Source organism: Planctomyces sp. SH-PL62 (assembly GCF_001610895.1).
GTDB lineage: Bacteria > Planctomycetota > Planctomycetia > Isosphaerales > Isosphaeraceae > Paludisphaera.
Genome location: NZ_CP011273.1, coordinates 3,746,157 through 3,767,171 on the forward strand (window position 1 = coordinate 3,746,157; position 21,015 = coordinate 3,767,171).

At 69.2% G+C, this 21,015-nt stretch carries 14 protein-coding genes; 7 read left to right on the forward strand and 7 right to left on the reverse strand.

What is annotated here, in order from left to right; all coding sequences use genetic code 11:
* The first annotated feature begins 150 nt into the window (after positions 1-150).
* Together VT85_RS14580 and VT85_RS14585 are read left to right on the forward strand one after the other, a co-directional pair.
* Positions 151-1,287: a site-2 protease family protein gene (locus tag VT85_RS14580; protein ID WP_068416528.1), complete on the forward strand. Its 1,137-nt coding sequence runs from the start codon at positions 151-153 to the stop codon at positions 1,285-1,287.
* 26 nt (positions 1,288-1,313) lie between these two features.
* On the forward strand, positions 1,314-1,661 hold the full coding sequence (locus VT85_RS14585) for an HNH endonuclease (RefSeq protein WP_068416530.1): 348 nt from the start codon (positions 1,314-1,316) through the stop codon (positions 1,659-1,661).
* A 74-nt stretch (positions 1,662-1,735) separates the two neighbouring features.
* On the opposite strand, the gene VT85_RS14590 is transcribed toward VT85_RS14585, so the two are convergent.
* A complete protein-coding gene (locus tag VT85_RS14590; RefSeq protein WP_197490719.1) occupies positions 1,736-3,766 on the reverse strand; it encodes a S46 family peptidase in 2,031 nt (676 codons plus the stop codon).
* A gap of 250 nt (positions 3,767-4,016) precedes the next feature.
* Between VT85_RS14590 and VT85_RS14595 the strand changes: the two genes are divergently transcribed.
* Positions 4,017-4,712, forward strand: coding sequence for a hypothetical protein (locus tag VT85_RS14595; RefSeq protein WP_156512876.1), 696 nt, complete (start codon positions 4,017-4,019; stop codon positions 4,710-4,712).
* Between the two features lie 15 nt (positions 4,713-4,727).
* On the opposite strand, the gene VT85_RS14600 is transcribed toward VT85_RS14595, so the two are convergent.
* Entirely contained in the window at positions 4,728-8,243 is a 3,516-nt protein-coding gene (locus VT85_RS14600; RefSeq protein ID WP_068416539.1) for a protein kinase domain-containing protein, read from the reverse strand.
* 213 nt (positions 8,244-8,456) lie between these two features.
* Here VT85_RS14600 and VT85_RS14605 point away from each other — a divergent pair, with 213 nt between their 5' ends.
* Entirely contained in the window at positions 8,457-9,248 is a 792-nt protein-coding gene (locus VT85_RS14605) for a DUF1080 domain-containing protein (RefSeq protein WP_068416542.1), read from the forward strand.
* Positions 9,249-9,275: 27 nt separating this feature from the next.
* On the opposite strand, the gene VT85_RS14610 is transcribed toward VT85_RS14605, so the two are convergent.
* The 3 genes from VT85_RS14610 to VT85_RS28560 form a co-directional block, all read right to left on the reverse strand.
* Complete coding sequence (locus VT85_RS14610; RefSeq protein WP_068416549.1) at positions 9,276-10,196, reverse strand: dihydrodipicolinate synthase family protein; 921 nt, start codon at positions 10,194-10,196, stop codon at positions 9,276-9,278.
* 667 nt (positions 10,197-10,863) lie between these two features.
* Positions 10,864-11,940: an RluA family pseudouridine synthase gene (locus VT85_RS14615; RefSeq protein ID WP_082858609.1), complete on the reverse strand. Its 1,077-nt coding sequence runs from the start codon at positions 11,938-11,940 to the stop codon at positions 10,864-10,866.
* Positions 11,941-11,972: 32 nt separating this feature from the next.
* Positions 11,973-13,055: a tetratricopeptide repeat protein gene (locus VT85_RS28560; protein ID WP_068416552.1), complete on the reverse strand. Its 1,083-nt coding sequence runs from the start codon at positions 13,053-13,055 to the stop codon at positions 11,973-11,975.
* A 398-nt stretch (positions 13,056-13,453) separates the two neighbouring features.
* Between VT85_RS28560 and VT85_RS14625 the strand changes: the two genes are divergently transcribed.
* Positions 13,454-16,198, forward strand: a complete 2,745-nt coding sequence (locus VT85_RS14625) for a PAS domain S-box protein (protein ID WP_068416555.1) — start codon at positions 13,454-13,456, stop codon at positions 16,196-16,198.
* 30 nt (positions 16,199-16,228) lie between these two features.
* Here the strand turns inward: VT85_RS14625 and VT85_RS14630 are convergent, their stop codons facing one another.
* Positions 16,229-17,992 (reverse strand): esterase/lipase family protein, encoded by a 1,764-nt coding sequence (locus VT85_RS14630; RefSeq protein WP_068416558.1) that lies wholly within the window; start codon positions 17,990-17,992, stop codon positions 16,229-16,231.
* A 220-nt stretch (positions 17,993-18,212) separates the two neighbouring features.
* Here VT85_RS14630 and VT85_RS14635 point away from each other — a divergent pair, with 220 nt between their 5' ends.
* Both VT85_RS14635 and VT85_RS14640 read left to right on the forward strand, forming a co-directional pair.
* Positions 18,213-18,743 (forward strand): sirohydrochlorin chelatase, encoded by a 531-nt coding sequence (locus VT85_RS14635; RefSeq protein WP_082858610.1) that lies wholly within the window; start codon positions 18,213-18,215, stop codon positions 18,741-18,743.
* Positions 18,744-18,850: 107 nt separating this feature from the next.
* A complete protein-coding gene (locus tag VT85_RS14640; protein ID WP_068416560.1) occupies positions 18,851-20,029 on the forward strand; it encodes a DegT/DnrJ/EryC1/StrS family aminotransferase in 1,179 nt (392 codons plus the stop codon).
* 86 nt (positions 20,030-20,115) lie between these two features.
* Here the strand turns inward: VT85_RS14640 and VT85_RS14645 are convergent, their stop codons facing one another.
* The gene (locus VT85_RS14645; RefSeq protein ID WP_197490720.1) at positions 20,116-20,883 is read right to left on the reverse strand and encodes a sigma-70 family RNA polymerase sigma factor; all 768 of its coding nucleotides are present in this window, start codon (positions 20,881-20,883) and stop codon (positions 20,116-20,118) included.
* Between the last annotated feature and the right edge of the window lie 132 nt (positions 20,884-21,015).

Consider the following 21,015-nt stretch of genomic DNA (forward strand, 5'->3'; position numbering starts at 1 on the left):
CGCCTTATCGGTAACCTAGGTCGCCCCTCGAAGTTGTCAACTCGGCCCGCCGAATTGGCGGGATCGGCCTTCGCCGGTGGTCCGGGCGGCCGGTACGGATAGAATGAGTCGCCGAGATGACGAGGAACGAGACCGACGGGAGGGGCGAGGATGTCGTGGTCGTGGAATCTGGGGCGCGTGGCGGGGATCCCGATCTTCGTGCACTGGACCTTCTTGATCCTGATCGCCTGGCTGGTCGCGGCTGGGGTGATGGAGAATCGAAGTCTCGTCGAGGTGCTGGAGCAGGGGGCCTTCGTCGTGGCCCTCTTCGGCTGCGTGGTCCTTCATGAGTTGGGGCACGCCCTGACCGCGCGACGGTTCGGGGTGCCGACCTCGGACATCACCCTGCTCCCGATCGGCGGCGTGGCGAGGCTGCAGCGCATCCCCGACCGGCCCGGGCAGGAGCTGCTGGTGGCCCTGGCCGGGCCGGCGGTCAACGTCGTCATCGTCGCGCTGATGGTGGGCGTGTTCGGGGTCCGCCTGCCGTCGTCGGCGGATTCCGGCCAGGTCCTGCATGCGGGGTTCTGGTCCAAGATCCTCCTGGTGAACGTCTTCCTCGCCGGCTTCAACATGCTGCCGGCGTTCCCGATGGACGGCGGCCGGGTCCTCCGGGCGCTGCTGGCGATGAAGCTCCCCTACGCCAAGGCGACCCGCCTGGCGGCGTCGATCGGCCAGCTCATGGCGATCGCCTTCGGCCTGTTCGGGCTGAGCAACGGGGCGCCGATGCTCCTGTTCATCGCGCTCTTCGTCTGGATCGGGGCCGAATCCGAGGCCGTCCAGGTCGCCGAGCGGGCCGCGCTGAAGGACGTCGCCGTCCAGGAGGCGATGCTGACGGACTTCCACACCCTCCAGGACGACGACACGCTGGGCCGGGCCGCCGAGCTGCTGCTCGCCGGGACGCAGCAGGACTTCCCGGTCGTCCAGACCGGGGGAGGGGAAGGGGACGCCGACGGCCTTGTGCTGACCCGGGCGAACCTGATGGCCGGCCTGTCGGCGCGCGGTCCCGAAGCCCCGATCCGCGAGTTCGCCACGGCGGCCGCGCCGACGGTCGACGCCGACGGCCCGCTGGTCGCCGCGGTGGGGGTGCTCCGCGAGCGCGGCGTCCCCTGCCTCCAGGTGACTCGCGGCGGCCGGGTCGTCGGCCTGCTCACGCTGGAGAACGTCGGCGAGCTTCTCATGGTGCGCGAGGCGCTCGGCAAAGTCGGCGACGGCTCGGTCGCGCCGGCGGGGGGCGAGCGGGTGTACTGAATGAGACGCCGCGGGAGGCGCCCGGGATGACCACCGCCCAGAAGCTCGGCCTGGCCGCCCTGACCGACGTCACCTTCGAACGTCGGGGGGGCGACTGGGTGGGCAAATGCCTGATCTGCAACGGCCCGATCGCCTTCGACGCCCGGACGGGCGAGGGGGCGACGCTCGAACATATCCGCGCGCGAGGTCGCGGGGGGACGGACGATGCCGCGAACCTCGCCGCCGTGCACGGCCGTTGCAACTGGGAGAAGGGCCGGCGCTGGGACCCCAGGAAGAAGCGGTCGGCCGACGACTACGAGGCGTTCGTGGCCCGCCTGCTCGTGAAGCGGGCCGAACGCTGGCGGCCTCCTCCCCAGGGCGTCGCGTCCTTCTGACCCGAGCGGTCCAACGGGCCTTGGACCGCGCCGGGCCGGGGTCGAGATTCTCGACCCGAAGCCCGGCGGGAAGCTCAGCGGGCGGTCAGTTCCCGGACCAGATCGTCGGCCCGGTAGACCGACCGGAGGGCTTCCATGATCCCCCGCGAGTCGACCGAGACGGCGCGGGCGACGACGTCCTCGTAGCCGAAATCGAGGACGAGCGACTGGATGTTGCCGTCGAAGATGAGGCCGACGACCTCGTTGTCCTTGTTGACGACCGGGCTGCCGGAGTTGCCGCCGATGATGTCGGCCGTGGAGACGAAGTTGATCGGCGTCTCGAGCTTGAGCAAGCCCGACGCCTTGGCCTCGTGCCACGACTTCGGCAGGGCGTAGGGGGGCTTCGCGTCGTGGGCCGCCTCGTGGTCGAAGGCCCCTTCGATGTTCGTGAACGGAGGGACGTCCTTGCCGTCGACCTTGTAACCCTTGACGACCCCGAAGGCGAGCCGGAGGGTGAAGGTGGCGTCGGGATAGATGGAGTCCCCCTTCTCTTCGAAGAGGGCCCTGGCGATGAGCGCGTAGTTGGCGGCCTCGACCCCCTCGACCTTGTCCTCGCGCTCCTTGCGGAGAGCGCGGGCCTCGGGGTCGACGGCGACGGCCAGCTTGATCATGGGGTCGTCGGAGGCTTCGATCGCGGCCTTGCCCCCCTCGGCCAGCTTGCGGCGGACCGCCACGTCGGCCAGCTTCGATCCGCCGACGAGCGCGGCCGCGGCCTGCTCCGACGAGCGGCCGTCGAGGACGCGGGCCAGGTTCGGGTCGTCGGGGGCGACCTTCTTCCAGTAGTCGAGGCCGAATGCGAACTTGGCCTGCTCGAACGCGGGGTAGATCGGGGCGTCGGAGAACAGCTCCAGTTCCAGCGATTCGAGGGCCGAGTCGCGGTATTCCTTGAGCCGATCGGCGTTGGGCTTGGCCTTCTCGTCGGCCAGCCGGACGAGGTCGCGGGCGATGTGGAACAGCGTCGAGTCGAGCCCCCGTCCCCGCTCCAGGAACATATAAGGCTTCGCCGTTCGGACGTTGACCTGCTGGGCCTCGGCGATCCGGTCCCAGGCCCCGCCGTAGGCGGCCTTCTTGGTCGGGTCGGCGTCGACGCGGGCCCGCAGTTCGGCCTCGGCCTCCCGCTTGGGGACCATGAAATTGGGATTCTTCAATCCCCCGAGGCCCCCCATGCGGGCCTTTCGGCTGTTCTGGATCGAGAACAGCTCCTCCTTGGACTGGCGGAACGCCTCGTCCCCCTGCTTGCCGTAGCCGACGAGGAACTCCTCCTTGGCGTGGAGCCAGTCGAGCAGGCTGGGGAAGCCGAAGTCGCGGAGGTACTCGACGCTCGCCACGGTGTTGAGGCGGTCGGTGCGGCCGGGGTGTCCGGCGACGAACACCAGCTCCCCGTCCTTCGAACCGTCGGGGCTCCAGTTCAGATGGTGCTCGATCTTCGCCGGTTTGCCGTCCTCGTAGGCCCGGAAGAAGCAGACGTCCAGGCAGTAGCGGGGGTATTCGAAGTTGTCCGGGTCGCCGCCGAAGAAGGCGATGTCGAACTCGGGGGCGAAGACCAGGCGGACGTCGGTGTACTTCTTATAGGTGTAAAGGTGATAGCGGCCCCCCTGGTAGAGGGTCACGACGTCGCTCCGCAGGCCGGTCTTCTCGGTCGACTCCTTCTCGATCTCGGCCGACGCCTTGCGGCGGGCGGCCGCCGAGGCGGCGTCGTCCATCTCGGGAGTCACGCCCGCGTTCACCCTCGCCGTGACGTCCTCGATGGCGACGAGCACGTTCAACTCCAGGTCGGGGGCTTTCGCCTCCTCCTCGCGGGATTTGGCGTGGAAGCCGAGCTTGTAGTAGTCCTTCTCCGGGGTGCTGAGCTTGGCCAGGGTGTCGGCGCCGACGTGGTGGTTGGTCATGACCAGGCCGTCGGCCGAGACGAACGAGCCCGAGCCGCCGTTGTTGAACCGGACGGCCGCCGACCGCAGGTGCTCGGCCCAGCCGGGCGGGGGCGTGAAGTCGTGCCGGGCCTTGAGGGTCTCCAGCGGCAGGTTGTTGAACAGCCACATCCCCTCGTCGCCGCGAGTCGTCGTCATCGTCATGATCGTGCACAAACCCGTAAGGACCGCGATCGACCGCCGTCGAATCCACATTGGCCTGATCTCCAGGGAGCGAGCAGGGGGCCGGAGCCGAGCGTTGCATCATCCGAGCCCGCCGGCGGGGCTGTCAAGACGTTGCACGGGCCGAAGCCGCCCCCGCCGGGGCCTTGATCGGGCGGCCCGATCGGGTCAAATTCGAGGCGTCCCCGTCCCGGAACCCGACCCGAACCCGGAAAGAGGTCCGACCATGACAGCCCGACGATTCGGAATGCAGGCGGCGCTCGCCGCGGCGGCCTGCGCGACGGCCCTCGGCGCGGGGGCCCCCGCGGCCTCGGCCGACGACCCACCCGCCGCCGTGCGGACCACCCCCTTCCGCGACGACTTCGAGCGCGACGTCCCCACGGGCTGGACCTTCACCGACCCCGACGCCTGGCGGATCGCCCGGGCCGAGGACGGCGGGCGTGTCCTGGAGCTGTTCGGGGCGAGCCGGTATGAGCCCAGGGTCCGCTCCCCGCTGAACATCGCCCTCATCGAAGGCCAGGAGTTCGGCGCGTTCGACCTGCGGGCCAGGGTCCGGTCGACGGTCAAGGACTACGGCCATCGCGACCTCTGCCTGATCTTCGGCTACGTCGATCCGGCCCATTTTTATTACGTCCACATGGCCAAGGCGGCCGACCCGCACGCCCACAGCGTCTTCCTGGTGAACGACGCGCCCCGGCTCTCGATCGCCGAGACGCGGACGAAGGGGGTGGACTGGACCGACGGCTGGCACGAGGTCCGCCTGGTCCGCGAGCCCGGTTCCGGGCTGGTCGAGTTCTACTTCGACGACCTGGAGAAGCCGATCATGACGGCCCACGACAAGACGTTCGCGAAGGGGCGGATCGGCCTGGGCTCGTTCGACGACAAGGGGATGTTCGACGATCTGACGATCAAGCCTCGCTGATCCCTTTCAGTCGCCTCAGCGGGGGGCGTCGGGGCGGGTCCGCCAGAATCGGACGACGCCGGAATGGTCGGCCGAGGCCAGGGTATCGCCGTCGGGGGAGAAGGCGAGGGCGTTGATCTGGGCCTCGTGCCCTTCCAGGGTCATGAGCTCGTCGCCGGTCTCGGGGATCCAGAGCCGGACCACCCGCCCGAGGCCCCCCGCGGCGAGGGTGCGGCCGTCCGGGCTGAAGACCAGGGCCCGGATCTCGGCGTCGTCGCCGTGGATCGTCCGGAGCAGTCGCGCCGAGCCGGCGTCGAGGGAGTGGACGCGCCCCTCCCGATCGGAGACGGCTAGAAAACGGCCGTCCGGGCTGTAGGCGAGGGCGAGGCTCGGGACGCTCGCAACGTACTCCATGAGGACGTTCCCCGTCTGGACGTCACGGATCCGGACACGGCCTTGGTCGTCCGCGCAGGCCAGGTGGCGCCCGTCCGGGGAGACGGCCAGGTCGTGCAATCTCGCGCTGATTCTCCCCCGCTCCAATTCCTCCTGCGACGGCTGATCCATCCAAATGTTCGTCTTCCGGGCCACGTCCCAGGCGAACACCGTCCCCCGATCGCCCCCGAAGTAGATCCGGCGGCCGGTCGGATCGAAGGCCACGGCGCGGGCCCTCTCGTCTCCGGGAAGATCCAGGGTGGCGATCTCTCGGCCGCTCGCCACGTCCCAGATGCGGATTGGATCCTGGACCGCCAGGCTGGTCGTGGCGAGCAACTTGCCGTCGGGTGAGAAGGCGAGGTCGCTGACGGTGGCCTCGTGGCCTTTCCAGGCGCGGAGCAACCGTCCCGATCGAGCGTCCCACAGCTTGATCGACTCGGGGTCGCGCTCCTCGTTTCCAATCGTCGCTCGGAGCTTTCCATCGGCGGTGTAGGCGACCCCCCAGACCTCGTCGCGATGCGCCTGGAGGGCGGTCGCCGGGTCCGGTTCGAGCGTCCGCCGCAAGTCCCAGCGCCATGTGTGACGCCCCAGGCCGTAGATCAGCGACGGGCCGTCGGTTCGTCGGACGAGCCAGGTCCCTTCCCCCGCCTGGGCGGCCCGGCCGGGCGATTCGCCGAGGAGGCGGCCGTCGTCGCTCGACCGGATCTCCAAATGGTCCGCGGCCATGAACTCGGCCCGATGGACGAGGAACGCCGAACCGTCGGGGATGAAGCGCAGGTGGGTCGTCCGAACTCCCGGTGCCGAAGTCGGTTCGTGGATCAGGACGTCGAGCCCCCGCGAGGGATCGAGGAGCCGGACTTCCCGGTTCTCCTCCAGGAGGAGCAGGCCCTCGCCGTCGGGCTGGAATGCAACCTTCAAGCACGCGGCGGCCAGTCCGGGAAGGACGCGGAGAGGACGCCCCGACGCCACGTCGAGAATCGCCAGGTCGCGGGCCTTGCGACGACCGACGGCCAACCGGCGGTCGTCCTCGCTGAACTGGACTGCTCCCAGGTCCGCGACCGGCGCCTCCGGGAAGGTGGCGACCCAGGATTGCGACGAGGCGTCGTAGAGTCCGAGGCGGCCTTCGGGCGTGACGGCGGCGTGTCGTACGCCGTCGTGGGTCGCCTGGATCCAGGCGATCGGGGTCGACGACTCCGGCTCCTCGATGCGACCCTCCCGACATTCCCAGCGGAGGATCGCGGCGTCGTTCGGGATCTCATGGAGGACGTCGGCGACGACTGCCGTGAGCTTCCGGCCGGAGTCGAGGAAGGCGAGGCTCCGGACGAACCGATTGGGGGGCGTGAACGCCTGGGTCACGATCCTGCCGGTCTCGACGTCGCGGATCTCGACGCCGATCGCGCCCCGCGGATCGTCCCCCGATTTGCCCGCGCCGCCGAAGGCTACCCGACGTCCGTCCGGCGAGAAGGCGATCTGGGTGCACGCCGTCAAGGCCCCGCTGCGGACCGTCCAGGCCGGTCGCTCGCGGGTCAGGTCGTAGATGCCGAAGGGGTAGCTCGAACCCTGGTCGACCCAGGCCATCCAACGCTCGTCCGGGCTCAGCCGGCCGATGTCCACTCCGGTGTTGGAATCGGGGAGCTCTCGGGCCTCGCGACGCGTCAACCGCCAGAGATATCGCCAGGCGAACCCGCGACGATCGGCCTCTCCGGGACCCGGACGCAGTTCCTGGAGGATCTGCTGGGAGCGGCCGACCTGGCCATCCTGGAAGGCCTCGGCCGCGACCCTGACCTGGGAGGCGTAGAAATGGTTCCGGGCGGATTCGGCGTTCTCGTCCGCACGATCGCGCTCCTGGACCAGCTCCGCGTTGGCCAGCTTGAGGAGCCGGCCGTTCCGTTCGAGCTGGTCTCTCGACCGGCGAAGCTCTTCGGTGATCCGTTGGAGCGACAGGTTCCAGGCCGCGAAGCCGACGATGACGACCAGGATCGCCATGAGGGAGCCCGCGAGGGAGAGAGCCGCGCGAGGATGGCGGCGGGACCAGCGGCGTCCTCGTTCGATCAGGCCCGGAGGCCGGGCGAGGATCCGACGGCCGTTCAGGAAGCGGTCCAGGTCGTCTCGAAGGTCCGCCGCCGTCGCGTAGCGAAGGTCCGGGTTCTTCTCCAGGCATTTCAGCGCGACGATTTCCAGGGGCCGGGGCGCGCCCGGGCGGAGGTCCCGCACCCGGACGGGCTCGTCGTGGACGACCATACGCAGGGTTTCGGTCTTGGACTCCCCTCGGAACGGCGGCCGGCCCGTCAGCAGTTCATAGAGGACCGCGCCGAGCCCGTAGACGTCGCTTCGTCGGTCGGCTTCTCGGCCACGGGCTTGCTCGGGCGCCATGTACGGGGGGGAACCCAGGAGCATTTCGGCCGCGGTGGCGACCTGGGTCCCGGCCGGATCCTCGCCGATCGCCGCGTCGAGCATCTTGGCGAGCCCGAAGTCGGTCAGCCGCGGCGAGAGCGACTCGGCGCCGGAGTCGAGCCGCGAACCGGGGAGCAGCACGTTCGACGGCTTGATGTCCCGGTGCAGGATGTTGTGTTCGTGCGCGTGCTCGATCGCGTCGGCCAGAGTCCGGATGATCCGGGCGGCCTCTCGGGGGGAGATCGGGGCCCGGTTCGCTTTCAACCAGTCTTCAAGGTCGGGCCCGTCGCAATACTCGCTGACGAGGTAGCAGTGGTCTCCGTCCTCGCCCGAATCGAGGTGCGGGACGATCGCCGGATGGTCGAGGCTGCGGACGGCCTCCGTCTCCCGGAGGAAACGCCGGCGGACGGAGGGAAACGCCGTCGCCTCCGGGGAGGGGATCTTGACGGCCACGGCCCTCGCCGTGACGGGGTCGAAGGCGCGGAACACCACGCCCATGCCGCCGCGGCCGATCTCTTCCAGGTCCTTGTAAGGGCCTAGCGAGGAAAGCTGCATCGGGGAGGACGGCCCCCCCCGACGGAATTCGCCAATCCCGGCGACCGCCCGGCGGACCTCGTCCAGACCCTCCTTGCCCAGCTTGCGCAGGAACAGCGAGAGCGTCTCGCCCTCGAAGAGGGTCGGAGCCTGATCGTCGTCGCGCTCGTGGAGCGGTTGAAATTGGGTCATCGGCTGAATCCAGGTCCTCGCCGATGGGGGGAAGGAGGCGGACGTGGATTATCCCCCGCGAGAGGCCCGATTACAAGTGGTCGAATTCAGTGGCGTGACCTCGACTGATGGGTTTCGGGCGTCGCGGCGGCCCCTGGATTCCCGGCCCCCGCGCGGCGATGATGGGCCGGTCGGGATCGCGCCCCCCTCGTTTCGCCCCAGGAGCCTCCGCCCATGCCTCGATTTCGTCTCCCGCTCGCGCTCGGCCTGATCCTCGCGGGGCTCTCGCTCACCTCGACGGCCACGGCCCAGCCCGAATCGGGCCGCTGGATCAGCCTGTTCAACGGCAAGGACCTGGAGGGCTGGATCCCCAAGTTCACCGGGAGCCCGCTCGGCGAGAACTACCGGGACACGTTCCGGGCCGAGGACGGCGTCCTGAAGGTGGCTTACGACAAGTGGGACAGGTTCGACGGCGAGTTCGGCCACCTCTTCTACCACCTGCCGTTCTCGAAATACCGGCTCCGGGTCGAGTATCGGTTCGTCGGCGAGCAGTGCCCGAAGGGCCCCGGCTGGGCCTTCCGCAACAGCGGGGCAATGCTCTACAGCCAGGACCCGACCACCATGCGCAAGGATCAGGAGTTCCCGGCCTCGCTGGAAATCCAGTTCCTGGGCGGCGGCGAACGCGGCGAGCGGCCCACGGCCAACGTCTGCTCGCCGGGCACCGTCTTCACGATGGACGGCAAGCTGATCACCCAGCACTGCACCGAGTCGAAGTCGAAGACCTATCGGGGCGACCAGTGGGTGACCGTCGAGGTCGAGTGCCACGGCTTCGGGACGATCAAGAACTTCGTCAACGGCGACCTGGTCATGGAGTATGAGAAGCCGCAACTCGACGCCAACGACCCCGACGCCGCCCCGCTCATCAAGGACGGCCGCAAGGATCTTGAGGGCGGTTGGATCGCCCTCCAGGCCGAATCGCACCCGATCGAGTTCCGCAAGGTCGAGATCCTTCCCCTGGCCGACTGACCAGGGGCGATCCGATCCTCCTCCCGGTCACTCCGGCTTGCGGAGCGGCCGGGGGAAGACGTCCAGCGGCGCCAGCCGTTCCCAGAGCGCCAGCCGCTGCTCGCGCGACAGGTCGCGGACCGGGGAGCGGGTCGGCCCGCAATCAGCCCCGACCATCGCCATCACGGCCTTCGAGGCCGCCAGGAATCCGAAGGCGGCCAGGGCCTTGACGAGGTCGATCGACTTCCCCTGCTCGCGGCGGGCGGTTTCGAAGTCGCCGCGCTCGAACGCCTCGCGGATCCGGTGGTAGACGGGGGCCGCGAAGTTGTAGGTGTTGCCGATGGTCCCGCGGAACCCCATGCTCAGCCCCGCCAGGTAGCACTCGTCGGCCCCCAGCAGGGCGTCGAAGGAGCCCCCGTCGAGCCGGATGCACTCCTGGAACTCCAACCAGTCGTTGTTCGAGAACTTCAGGCCCTGGAGCGTCGGGATCCGCGGACGGCCCTCGCGAAGGCACTCGGACATGGGGAACCGGACGCCCGTCATTACGGGGAAGTCGTAGAAATAGAACGGCAGGGGGGCGGCGGCCGCCGCGATCGGGACGCAGAACTCGACGAAGTCGCGGATCGTCTCGGGGCGATAGTAGCTGGGGAAGATCGCCGCGACGGCCTTCGCGCCGGCCGCTCGGGCGTGCGCGGCCAGTTCCACGGCTTCGCCCTGGCAGTTGCCGCCGACGTGGACCGCGACCTGGAACGAGCCCCCGGCGGCTCCGATCCACTTCTCGGCCAGGGCGCGTCGCTCGGCCAACGTCATCGAGGCCCATTCCCCGGTCGTCCCGCCGATGAACGTCGACGTTAGCCCGGATTCCCGGAGCAGTTCGGCCTGGAGGTCGACGGCCGACAGGTTCAGGCCGCCGTCCGGGTGGAATGGGGTGTGAGGGGCGGGGATCAGTCCCGACAGCGGCCCAGGCATGGGAGTCTCCCGAAAGTTGCTGGCTCAAGAGGGCTTCCGGTCGATCTCGCGAATCGCCCGAACGTCCCAGTCTACAGGCACGAAGCGCGGCCATGAACAGGCGATCGGCCCATGTGCGGAATTGGCGACGCGGCGCGTCCTCGCAACCCGCGCCATTGGAATCATCCGTGCTGGCGGAACGGCGGGAATTGAGACTCCTCACTCGACTCCATCAAGTTTCGGCGGAATCCCTGTGGGAGCCACGGGTTCCGCGAACCCGTGGATCGGCGTCGGGGCGGTCCCGAGCCGTGGTCCCAATCCCCGGCCGGCGCCACGGGTTCAGAGATCCCATGGCACCCCGATCGCCGTCTCCCGATTCCCTGGAGGCGGTGGAGTTAGCTGAGGAGTCTCCAGGAATTTGGGTTCGATATTCCGTGGAGGGCGGCATGGGTTTTCGGCGTAACTTCTGAATTAGTAGTTTGTTGAGGCGAATTCATGGGTGGCGGGATTGGGTTCGTTCGGCGGAATCTTCTCATTTCGGCCCCTCCCCAGACTTACCACGGAAGTCGGCGACGAGTCCCGAAACGACCGGGGGCCGATCCGGAGCGGACTCGCGAACCGCGCTCGGCGCGCAGGGGCACCTGAAGGGGAATATGCGTCGAAATGCGCACGCGGGGAGGGGAAAGATTTAGCGTGAACGCTTCGGCGGGGCGGTCGGAATCCGGTGCGTGCGGAGGGCTTCCAGGGTTCGGGCCATGTCGGGAGGGAGCGGAGCGGACAGCTCGACGGGCTGTTCCGTCATGGGGTGGGCGAACCGCAGGGTGTGGGCGTGGAGGGCCTGGCGGTCGATCAGCCCGGAGGCGAGGGCGTCGGGATCGGCTCCGGGAACTTCCAGATCGGCCAGGGTGAGTCGGGACCGGCCGGAGTACGCTCGGTCGGCGACGATCGGGTGGCCGATGCTGGCCATGTGGACGCGGATCTGATGGGTGCGGCCGGTTGCGGGCTTGCAACGCACGAGGGCGTAGCCCTGGAACCGTTCGAGGATCTCATAGAAGGTGACGGCCTCGCGACCGCCGTCGGCGATTTCGCGGACCGCCATGCGTTCGCGGATGATCGGGTGATAGCCGATCGGCCGTTCGATGTAGTCGCTGTCGCGTTCGGGGATCCCGTAGACGAGGGCGAGGTATTCCTTGTGGACGGTCCGATGCTCGAACTGGAGAGCCAGCCGGCGATGGGCGAGGTCGTCCTTGACGACGACGATCAGGCCGGTGGTGTCGCGGTCCAGGCGGTGGACGATGCCCGGCCGCTCCTCGCCGGCGACGGTCGAGAGCTTGTCGTAATGGTGCTGGATGGCGTTGACCAGCGTCCCTCCCCAGTTGCCGCGCGAGGGGTGGGTCACCATATCGGCCGGCTTGTTGACGACGGTCAGGTGCTCGTCCTCGAAGACGACCTCGATGGGGATGTCTTCGGCCGTCGGGGTCGTGTCATGGAGCGGCGGGAGCCAGAGCTTGACCTGATCGCCGGCCCGAATCTTGTACGAGGCCCGCACGGCGCGGCCGTTGACCTCGACCGCGCCGGCGTCGATGATCCGCTGCATGACGCTTCGGGAGTAGTCGACGTATCGGCTCGCCAGATAGGCGTCGATCCGCTTGCCGTCGGTGCGCGGCTTGACTTCAAACTCTTGAGGCGTCTCGGAAAGCGGCGTCTCCGGCACGTCCGGCGTGGTCGGGGCGGTCTGATCCGGGTCGGACGAAGTCGGTGGCATGTCGGAAACGCCGGCTTTCAATGACGAGAAAATCAGGCCTTGGGAGCTTCAGCGGGCGCGTCTTCAGCCTTGGGGGCTTCGGCAGGCGCGTCTTCAGGCTTGGGAGCTTCGGCGGGCGCGTCTTCAGCCTTGGGGGCTTCGGCAGGCGCGTCTTCAGGCTTGGGAGCTTCGGCGGGCGCGGCTTCGGCCTTGGGGGCCTCGGCGGGCACAGCCTCAGGCTTGGGGGCCTCCGCGGGCGCGGCTTCGGCCTTGGGAGCTTCGGCGGGCGCGGCTTCAGCCTTGGGGGCTTCGGCGGGCGCGGCTTCGGCCTTGGGGGCCTCGGGTGACGATGGGGGCGGGGGGATCAGCAGGGAGCCATCGATCGGGGCGTCGGTGGGCGAGGGGACGACGGGGGGGAAGTCGAGGCTCTCGCTGCCCAGAGGGGGGAGGCTGACCTTGGTGGGCTTGTACTCGTAGAGTTCCTTGTAGAAGCTCACGGCTTCGGGCTTCTGAAGTTCGGCGGCGAGCTTCTTGGCTTCGGCGGCCTCGGCGGTGTCGGGCCAGGTCTCGGCCACGAGCTTGTACTGGTCGACGGCCTTGGGGAGTTCATTGCGTGCTTCGAGGGCCCGGGCCATGCCGAAAGCGGCGGCGGTGGCGACCGGCGAATCCTTGGGCTCGGACTTGGCGAGTTGGTCGTACAGGTCGGCGGCCTTCTTCAGGCTCTGGAGGGCGGCCTCGGAGTTGCTCGGGAGGTCGGCGACGCCGGACTGGTAGAGCCGCGAAGCCGCCTGGAAAGTGGCCCAGGGGGCGGCCGGGGACTCCGGATTCGCCTTGGCGATCGCCAACTGGTCGTCGGCGTTCTTGGCCTCGTCGAGCTGATTCCAGACGTCGGACTGGCTGCCGCCCCGGGCGCCGAACATGTTGACGGCCAGCACGACGGCCAGGATCGCGACGACCAGGCCGCCGAGCACGCCCCAGAACTTCACCGGGTCTTTCATCGCGCGGTGCATCCACCGGGCCAGGAGCGTCATGTCCTGTTCCGGGTCGTGGATGACCGTCGGCGTCGCGTGGTCGAACTGATGTCGAGGGGGCGGTGTGGTGCCGGGGGATTGATAAGGGGTCGGTTCGTTCTTCATCCATCTCACCTCGCGCCCTGGCTCGCGGTCCCCGCGAGACGGACCTCGACATTCGGGCCTGAAATTCGGGCCTTAAACCAATCAGGATCTTAGTGTTTCGACGGGCGGGCGGTCAAGCCGACAGCCCGCCCTCGTCGCAAGTCGGTCTCGGGCGACCGTCGCCGACGTCCGCGGCCGGACGATCGACGCGGCGGCGAGGGAAATTTCGATTGTCGGTCTTCGAAAACGGATCGTTTCGCCATATGATGCTAGTTCGGTCTACCGACGGCCGGCGATGGGTCCGAGATCCTTGGGGGCAAGGACGGCCGGGGTCGCCGCGACGGGGGGCCGCCGCTGACGAAGATGTCGGCGGAGATGTGGTCCCGAGCACCCCGGACGATTGAAGCGTAGAGGCTTCGATGCACAAATCCGAGTCCAACGATTCCGCGTGCGCATCGTCGAAGAGCCAGGCGGCCCGTTTTCGCTCGCTTTTCGACAACCGGCTGGTGGGGATCGACATCGTCGACGCTGAGGGCCGCTGGGTCGAAATCAACGATCGGCTCTGCGAGCTGCTGGGCCGATCCCGCGAAGAGTTGACGGGGCGTCGGCTCGACGAATTCACGCATCACGAGGACCTGGAGGTCGAGGCGGCCCTGGCGCGTCGGCTGTTCAACGGCGAGATCCGGTCGTATCGGCTGGAGAAGCGGTTCTTGCGGGGAGACGGCGGCTGGGCCCGGGTGGAAGTCGACGCCTTGCTCGTCGACGACGAGCCGGGGCCGTTGCGGGCCTCGGTGATCCTGGACCTGGGGGATCGCGAACGCGATCGGGAGGAGTCCGCCCGGCTCCAGACGCTGGTCGAGCAGTCGCCCCTGGGCGTGGTCGTGATCGACCCGGAGACGGCGCGGTTTCTGCAGTTCAACGAAACCGCGCACGAGTCTCTGGGGTACGCGCGCGAGGAGTTCGCCGGGCTGACCCTGGCCGACATCGACGAGCAGAAGACCCACGAGGCGGCCGTGGGCCGGATCGCCATGGTCTTGAAGACGGGGCGGGCTCGGTTCGAGGCGAGCCAGTGGACTCGCAAGGGAGAGCTTCGGCGGGTTCGGGTCACGGCGCGGCGGGTGTTCCTCGACGGTCGGCCCTGCGTGCAATCGGTCTGGCAGGAGGTCGCCGCGTCGCGGGATTCCTCGACGGAGCAGGCCCGACAGGACGCGACGATCCGGCAGATCCTCCGGACCGCGCCGCTGCCGATGGGGATCGCCGAGCTGCGCGAGGACGACGGCGACATCCTCCACATCTTCGACAACCGGGCGGCGTGCCGGTCGTTCGCCCGGCCCGCGGGCTCGACCTCGGGACGTTGGGGAGGGGCCGAGCTGGGGATGGACGGGGCGGCCTTGAAGGCCTGGATCGCGGCGTACCGGGCGAGCCAACGCCTGGGGCGGGCCGTCCATTTCGAGGATGGCCGCGACTTCGGCGGGGAACAGCGGTGGCTCCGAATCGTCGTCTCCTACGTCGGACCCGCGACGAGCGGGCGCGACCGGTTCTGCTACATCGCCGAGGATATCACGGAGCGAAAGCGGGCCGAGGCGGAGATCCTCCGCCTGAACCGCTCGCTGGAGCGGCGGGCGGCCGAGCTGCAGACGATTTTCGAGGTGATTCCCATCGGCGTCGGGATCGCCGACGATCCGGAGTGCCGGTCGATCCGCGCCAACCCCGCGCTCGCCCGAATACTCGGCACCGAGGTCGGCGTGAACGTCTCGCTCAACGCCCCGGAATCCGAGCGCCCGACGACGTTCAAGGCCTTCCACGGGGGTCATGAGGTCGCGGTCGACGATCTCCCCATGCAGGTTTCGGCCAAGCGGGGGATCGCGCTCCACGACGTCGAGATCGACGTGGCCTTCGAGGACGGCCGGGTGGTTAATCTCCTGGAACACGTGTCGCCACTGTTCGACGAGCAGGGCTCGCCCCGGGGCTGCGTCGCGGCGATCCTCGACGTGACCGAGTGGCGGCGGGCCCAGCGCGAGCGCGAGCGGCTGCTCGAGGATCTCCGCGAGGCTGACCGCCGCAAGGACGAGTTCCTGGCGATGCTCGCGCACGAGCTGCGCAATCCCCTCTCCGCGGCCGGCAACGCCGCGGAGATCCTCCGCCTCAAGGAGCCGGACGACCCCGAGACTCGCTGGTGCTGCGAGGTGATCGAGCGCCAGACCCGGCGGCTGGCGAGGCTGCTGGAGGACCTGCTGGACGTCTCCCGGATCACGCGCGGCAAGATCGTGCTCAGGCGCGAGACGATGGACCTCCGGGGCGCCGTGGAGCGGGCGGTCGAGACGATCCGGCCGATGATCGAGGAGCGGCGGCACCAGGTCGAGGTCCACCTCCCCGCCGAGCCGCTCTGGGTCCACGCAGACCCCGCCCGGATCGAACAGGTCGTCGTCAACCTGCTCGGCAACGCGGCCAAGTACAGCGAGGAGGGGCGGAGCGTCTCGGTCACCGTCTCGCGGAACGGCGAGTCCGCGGTCGTGCGGGTCGAGGACCAGGGAATCGGCATGTCGCCGGCGGTCCTGGAGAAAGTCTTCGAGATGTTCTCCCAGGTCGAGAGTTCGATCGACCGCTCGCGCGGCGGGCTGGGGATCGGCCTGACGATCGCCAGGTCGCTGGTCGAGCTGCACGATGGGAGGATCTCCGCGACCAGCGAGGGGCTCGGGAGCGGCAGCACGTTCCTCGTCCGGCTGCCGTGCGTCGGCGACCCCGCCCCCGACGACCCGTCCCCGCCGCGGCCCGCGAACGCGACTCGCGCGACGCCCCGGCGGATCGTCGTGGTCGACGACAACGTCGAGGCCGTTGTGGCGCTCGCCCGGCTCCTTGAACTTGCCGGCCACACGGTCGCCACGGCCTTCGACGGACCTTCGGGGCTGGAGGCCGTGGACGACTTCCGTCCCGACGTCATCCTCCTCGACGTCGGCCTGCCGGGGATGGACGGCTACCAGGTGGCCGAGCGGCTCCGGTCGCTGCCGGACGGCCACGCCCTCTTTCTGGTAGCGCTGACCGGGTACGGCCAGGAGAGCGACCGGCACCGCGCGTTCGACGCGGGATTCGACCGCCACCTGATCAAACCGGTCGAGGTCGAGACCATCCTGGAGGTGATCGCCTCCGCCCTGCCGCCGTCCTGATCCAAGGACGTTGCAAGCCAGGGGCCGCCCTCAGGGCGTGGGAAAGCCGAGGATGCGGCGCACTTCATCGATGGTCTCGGGCTGATAGTAGATGTTGCTGTGGGTCGCCCGGACATGGTGCTCGGACGCCGCCTCTTCCACATGGGCGCTGGAGAGGGGGACGACCAGATCGCCCCGGCCCCGGTCGGGGGGATGCAGCCCGGTGCCGGCGATCGTGTGCAGGGACACCCTCGGATCGTAAGGGAGCCGGCGGATCACCGGGAGCAGGGGGCTGTAGGCGGCCAGCGAGTCGACGCTGCTGGGGAGTGAGCGGAGCGCCGGCCGGAGCGCGCCGGGATTCTCGCGATCGATCTCCTCGACGATCCGCCGGGTGTCCGCCGGGCGCTGGACGATCCGGGTGGCGAGCCAACTCGCCCCGGCGATGGCTCGCGACGCGCCGTCGTGGGGCGTCGCGAGGAAGATCACCCGGTCGACTCGCGGCGAGGGCTCGAAGAAGAACAGGTCGCGGATCGTCCGTCGCGCTTCCTCCGGCATGCTCAGGCTCTCCAGAGGGCGGGTCGAGGCCGCGTCCCAGATCGCGTCGCCGCTTCGGCTGACCTGGAGCCGACAAAGCAGCCCCCCCATGCTGTAGCCGACGAGCGTCAGGCCGGAAACGGCCGGGTCGGCGGCGGTCGGGGCGAACGTCTCGGAAATCCGCTCGATCTGCTTGCGGAGGATCGAGGCGCTTCGGAGAAAGGTGACCCCCGTCGGATAGCGGAAGACCCAGAGCTGATGACGGTCGAGGAAGCCCGGCGTCCGCTGGAGGGCGATGACCATGTCGTTGAAGAGGAAGGGGTCGTCGAGCAGGCCGTGGACCAGGAGGATGGGGGCCTTGCCGGGCTGGTACGGCTCCAGCATGCGGATGTCGGCCTTGTCCAGCAGCAGTTCGGGCCTCGCGAAGCCGGCCAGCGCGTACGGCCCTCGCGCTTCCTGGATCTGCCGGGCTCGGGCGGTGGCCAGCCCCAGGTTCGCGCGGAGCGGCGCGGGGGACGCCGGACCGAACGCTACGCTCGGCGTTCGGAGCGGGTCGTGGAACTCCAGGACGTCCGTCGGCGCCCGCGCGGGCGTTTCGCCGTACCAGGCGTCGAGGTCCGGGCGGAGGATGGCCGTGGCGTTGAACACCGCCACTTCGGGGAGGAATTCCTCGGGTCCCTCGGCTCCCGAATTGGGCCGTTCGAAGGCGACGCCGGCGCCCAGCCCGGGGAAGTCGCCGGGGGCGTGCGCGCTCGGGTTCCGCGCGACCTCGCAGGGGTCGACCAGGCGGCCGAAATCGTCCGGCTTCCAGACGAAGCCGAGTCGGCGGATCGGCACGCTCCGGGAGCCTTGCGGCGTGTTCACGAACAGCGAGGGGGTCGCGTCGAGCCTCCCGAATCGCTGCGCCGCGCGGAGGCAGTCGCCGAGGCAATCGTTGTAGAGGTCGCGGACCGCGTCGAGGTCTTCGCCGCCGAAGGGTCCCGAGGCCGTCGCCGCCGTGAACGCCGCCGCCGCGTGGACGGCCGCCTCATAGTAGTGGTCGACGCTCGTGTCGACGCCTCGTCGCTCCAGCCTCTCCCCCTCGCGTCGGGCCTCGCGAGCGCGAGGGACGAGCGAAAGCCGCCCCGCGGCCTTCGAGCCGATCGGCGCCGCCACGTCGAACGATCGGCAGCCGCCGGCGATGAGCGCGGAGAGGGCCGCGGCGGCGAGCACGAGGGCTCGGCCGGTACGGAAACCAGGGATGGACGCCTGGAACCGCAGGGCTCCGGCGATGCCTTTCAAGGGCGACCTCGGTGTCGATCTCGTGGTGCGGCGTCAAGTCGGTCGAGACGGCGTCTCTCGATATCTCATCGACCCGGGGATTCTCGATCATGAGGCGATTCCGCGGGGTTTCGATCGTCCCTCGGGAGAATCGACGCAACCCGCGCGGTCGGGTCGGACGGGGCGTCTGGTAGAATCCAGGTTGTGAATCGCAGGAGTTCTTCACGAGAGGGAGGCCCGCTTGGCCGCCGCCGCAACCGAGACCACGGCCGTACTTCTGATCGCGCATGGCAGTCGACGACCGGCCGCGAACCTGGACCTGCACGAACTGGCCGCGAGGCTGGCGGCCGACGGGCGCCGGCCGATCGTCGAGCCCTGTTTCCTGGAACTGGCTGAGCCGGACATCCCGGCCGGGGGGGCGGCCTGCGTGGCCAGGGGCGCGCGCCGGGTCCTGATGATCCCCTACTTCCTCTCCGCCGGCGTCCACCTGCTCCGCGACCTGACGGCGGCGCGCGACGAACTCTCGGCGCGACATCCCGAGGTGGAATTCGTGCTTGGGCCGCCGCTCGGGCCGCATCCGCTCCTGGACGAGCTGGTCACGGCTCGCGTGGAGGAGCTGGGGAGGGGCGTGGGCGCGGTGGTCGATTCGCCCGCCGAGGCCGAAGCTCGCTATCGCCCGATGGAAGACCGGACGAGTCGAGCCGAGGAGGCCGGTCCTGGCGGTGGGCCGGGGGGTGTAGATCGTCTTGACGGAAAAACAAGGAAGGACTAGAAGACGCAGGCCGATCTACTCCAAGGAGGGAGACGCCACCTCGAGTGCATTTCGCACGCGCGTGCCCCAGGGCGCGACCGCACAAGGCGTCGAAGGAGTGACTGCCGATGTCCGTAGCATACGAACCGACCGGGGTTCCCGCGCTCAACCTGCGCGCCCAGTACCAGTCGATCCGCGACGAGATCGAGCCGGTCGTCCGCCAGGTCCTGGAGAGCCAGGGCTTCGTGATGGGTCCCGAGGTCAGCCACCTCGAGGCCGAGATCGCCGAATACTGCGGGGCCGCGCACGCGGTCGGGTGCGCCTCCGGGACGGACGCGCTCCTGCTCCCGCTCATGGCGATCGACCTCGGCCCCGACGACGAGGTCATCACCAGCCCGTACACCTTCTTCGCCACCGGCGGCTCGATCTGGCGAACCGGCGCGAGGCCGGTCTTCGTCGACATCGAGCCCGACACCTACAACATCGATCCCGCCCGGATCGAGGCCGCGATCACCCCGCGCACCAAGGCGATCATCCCGATCCACCTGTACGGCCAGACCGCCGACATGGACCCGATCCGCGAGATCGCCGATCGGCATGGGCTGATGGTCCTGGAAGACGCCGCGCAGGCCATCGGCGCCGCCTACCAGGGCCGTCGCGCCGGGACTCTGGGGACCGTCGCCGCCTTCAGCTTCTATCCCTCCAAGAACCTCGGCGGCTTCGGCGACGGCGGCATGATCGCCACCGACGACCCCGTGCTGGCCCGCCGGATGGCCCGCCTCCGGGTCCACGGCATGGAGCCGAAGTACCACCACCACGAGGTCGGGCTGAACTCGCGGCTCGACGCCCTCCAGGCGGCCGTGCTCCGCGTCAAGCTCCGCCACCTCGACGACTGGACGACCGCCCGTCGCGAGGTCGCCGATCGCTACCGCAGCCTCTTCGCCTCTCACGGGCTCGACGAGATGGTCGGCCTGCCGATCGAGCGACCGGGCAACTTCCACGTCTACAACCAGTTCGTGATTCGGGTCCCGGGGCCGATCCGCGACGAACTCCGGCAGCACCTGACGGATCGCAAGATCGGGACCGAGGTCTATTACCCGATCCCGCTCCATCTCCAGACCTGCTTCAGCTCGCTCGGCTACCAATACGGCGACTTCCCCCAGTCCGAGGCGGCCGCCCGCGAGACCGTCGCCCTGCCGATCTACCCCGAGCTGTCCGAGGCCGAGCAGCGGCTGGTCGTCGGGGCCATGCACCAGTTCCTCCACGACCGCGCCTATCCCTCGCTCTTCACGGATCGCGCGGCCTGAGCTCGCGGCTCATCCGAACCGGACCCGGAAGGGGGCGATTCCCGTCGCTCTCGCCGGGTCCGTTCGCTTGCGCCCGCGAGGGGGCGTCAACTCGCCACCTGGAGCCGCCCGGCTTCGGCGGAGCGACGGGCGTCCTCGCGGGACAGTCGAGCCTGCTGGACCCAGAGCAGGGTCTCGCGATGCATCCGGCTCATGGCCGCCTTGGAGAAGCCCATCAACTCGGCGGTCTCCTCCTGGGTCATTCCGTCCAGATAGATGTGGCGGAAGGCGACGGCGTGCCGTTTGGGGAGCCGTCGGAGCCAATATTCGACGTCGTCGTGCAACTCCAGGCTCGCGCCCACCGGCTCCTCGCCGTGGGCCCCGACGCAGCGTCCCCGGGCTTCGGAATCGGCTTCCAGGGGCTGGAACCGGGGCGTGAATTCGACCGATCCGCGCCAGCCGTCGCACAGGAAGCCGCGCCGGGCGTCGATCAGGGCGCCCCGGATTCGAAGGCGTGCGAAGGTGGAGAAATCCACTCCCTTGGCGGCGTCGAACGCCTGCGCGGCCTCGACGAGGGCGAGGCAGGCCGAGGCCTGGAAGTCGTCCCGGCCGGCGAGGAAGGTGCGAGCGAAACGGTGGGCCATCGCCCGGGCCAGGGGGAGATACCGCTCCGCAAGCTCGCGCTGGGTCTCGCTGAGGGGGGGCTTCGGGTTCGGGTTGCATCGGCGGGGATAGGAAGGGTCCGCCTTGGGTTTCTCGGAACATCGTGGAGGCGTCGGGGGGGAGGGGGGGCGGACCGGGTTGGTCCGATCGGGGTATTCATCACGAGGACCGCGTCGATCACAATGCAGACGTCGCATTTCGATCGGGTTCATCTTCATCGACCTCGCTCTATCCGGGTTGCCGGCTCAAGATTATGCGGGGAGGCGCAGCCCCCACCATCCTCTGGTGGGGTGGATCGAGCATTCCGAGGCTTAGGGGCTGGGATTCAAGGAAGGGGACCGCGA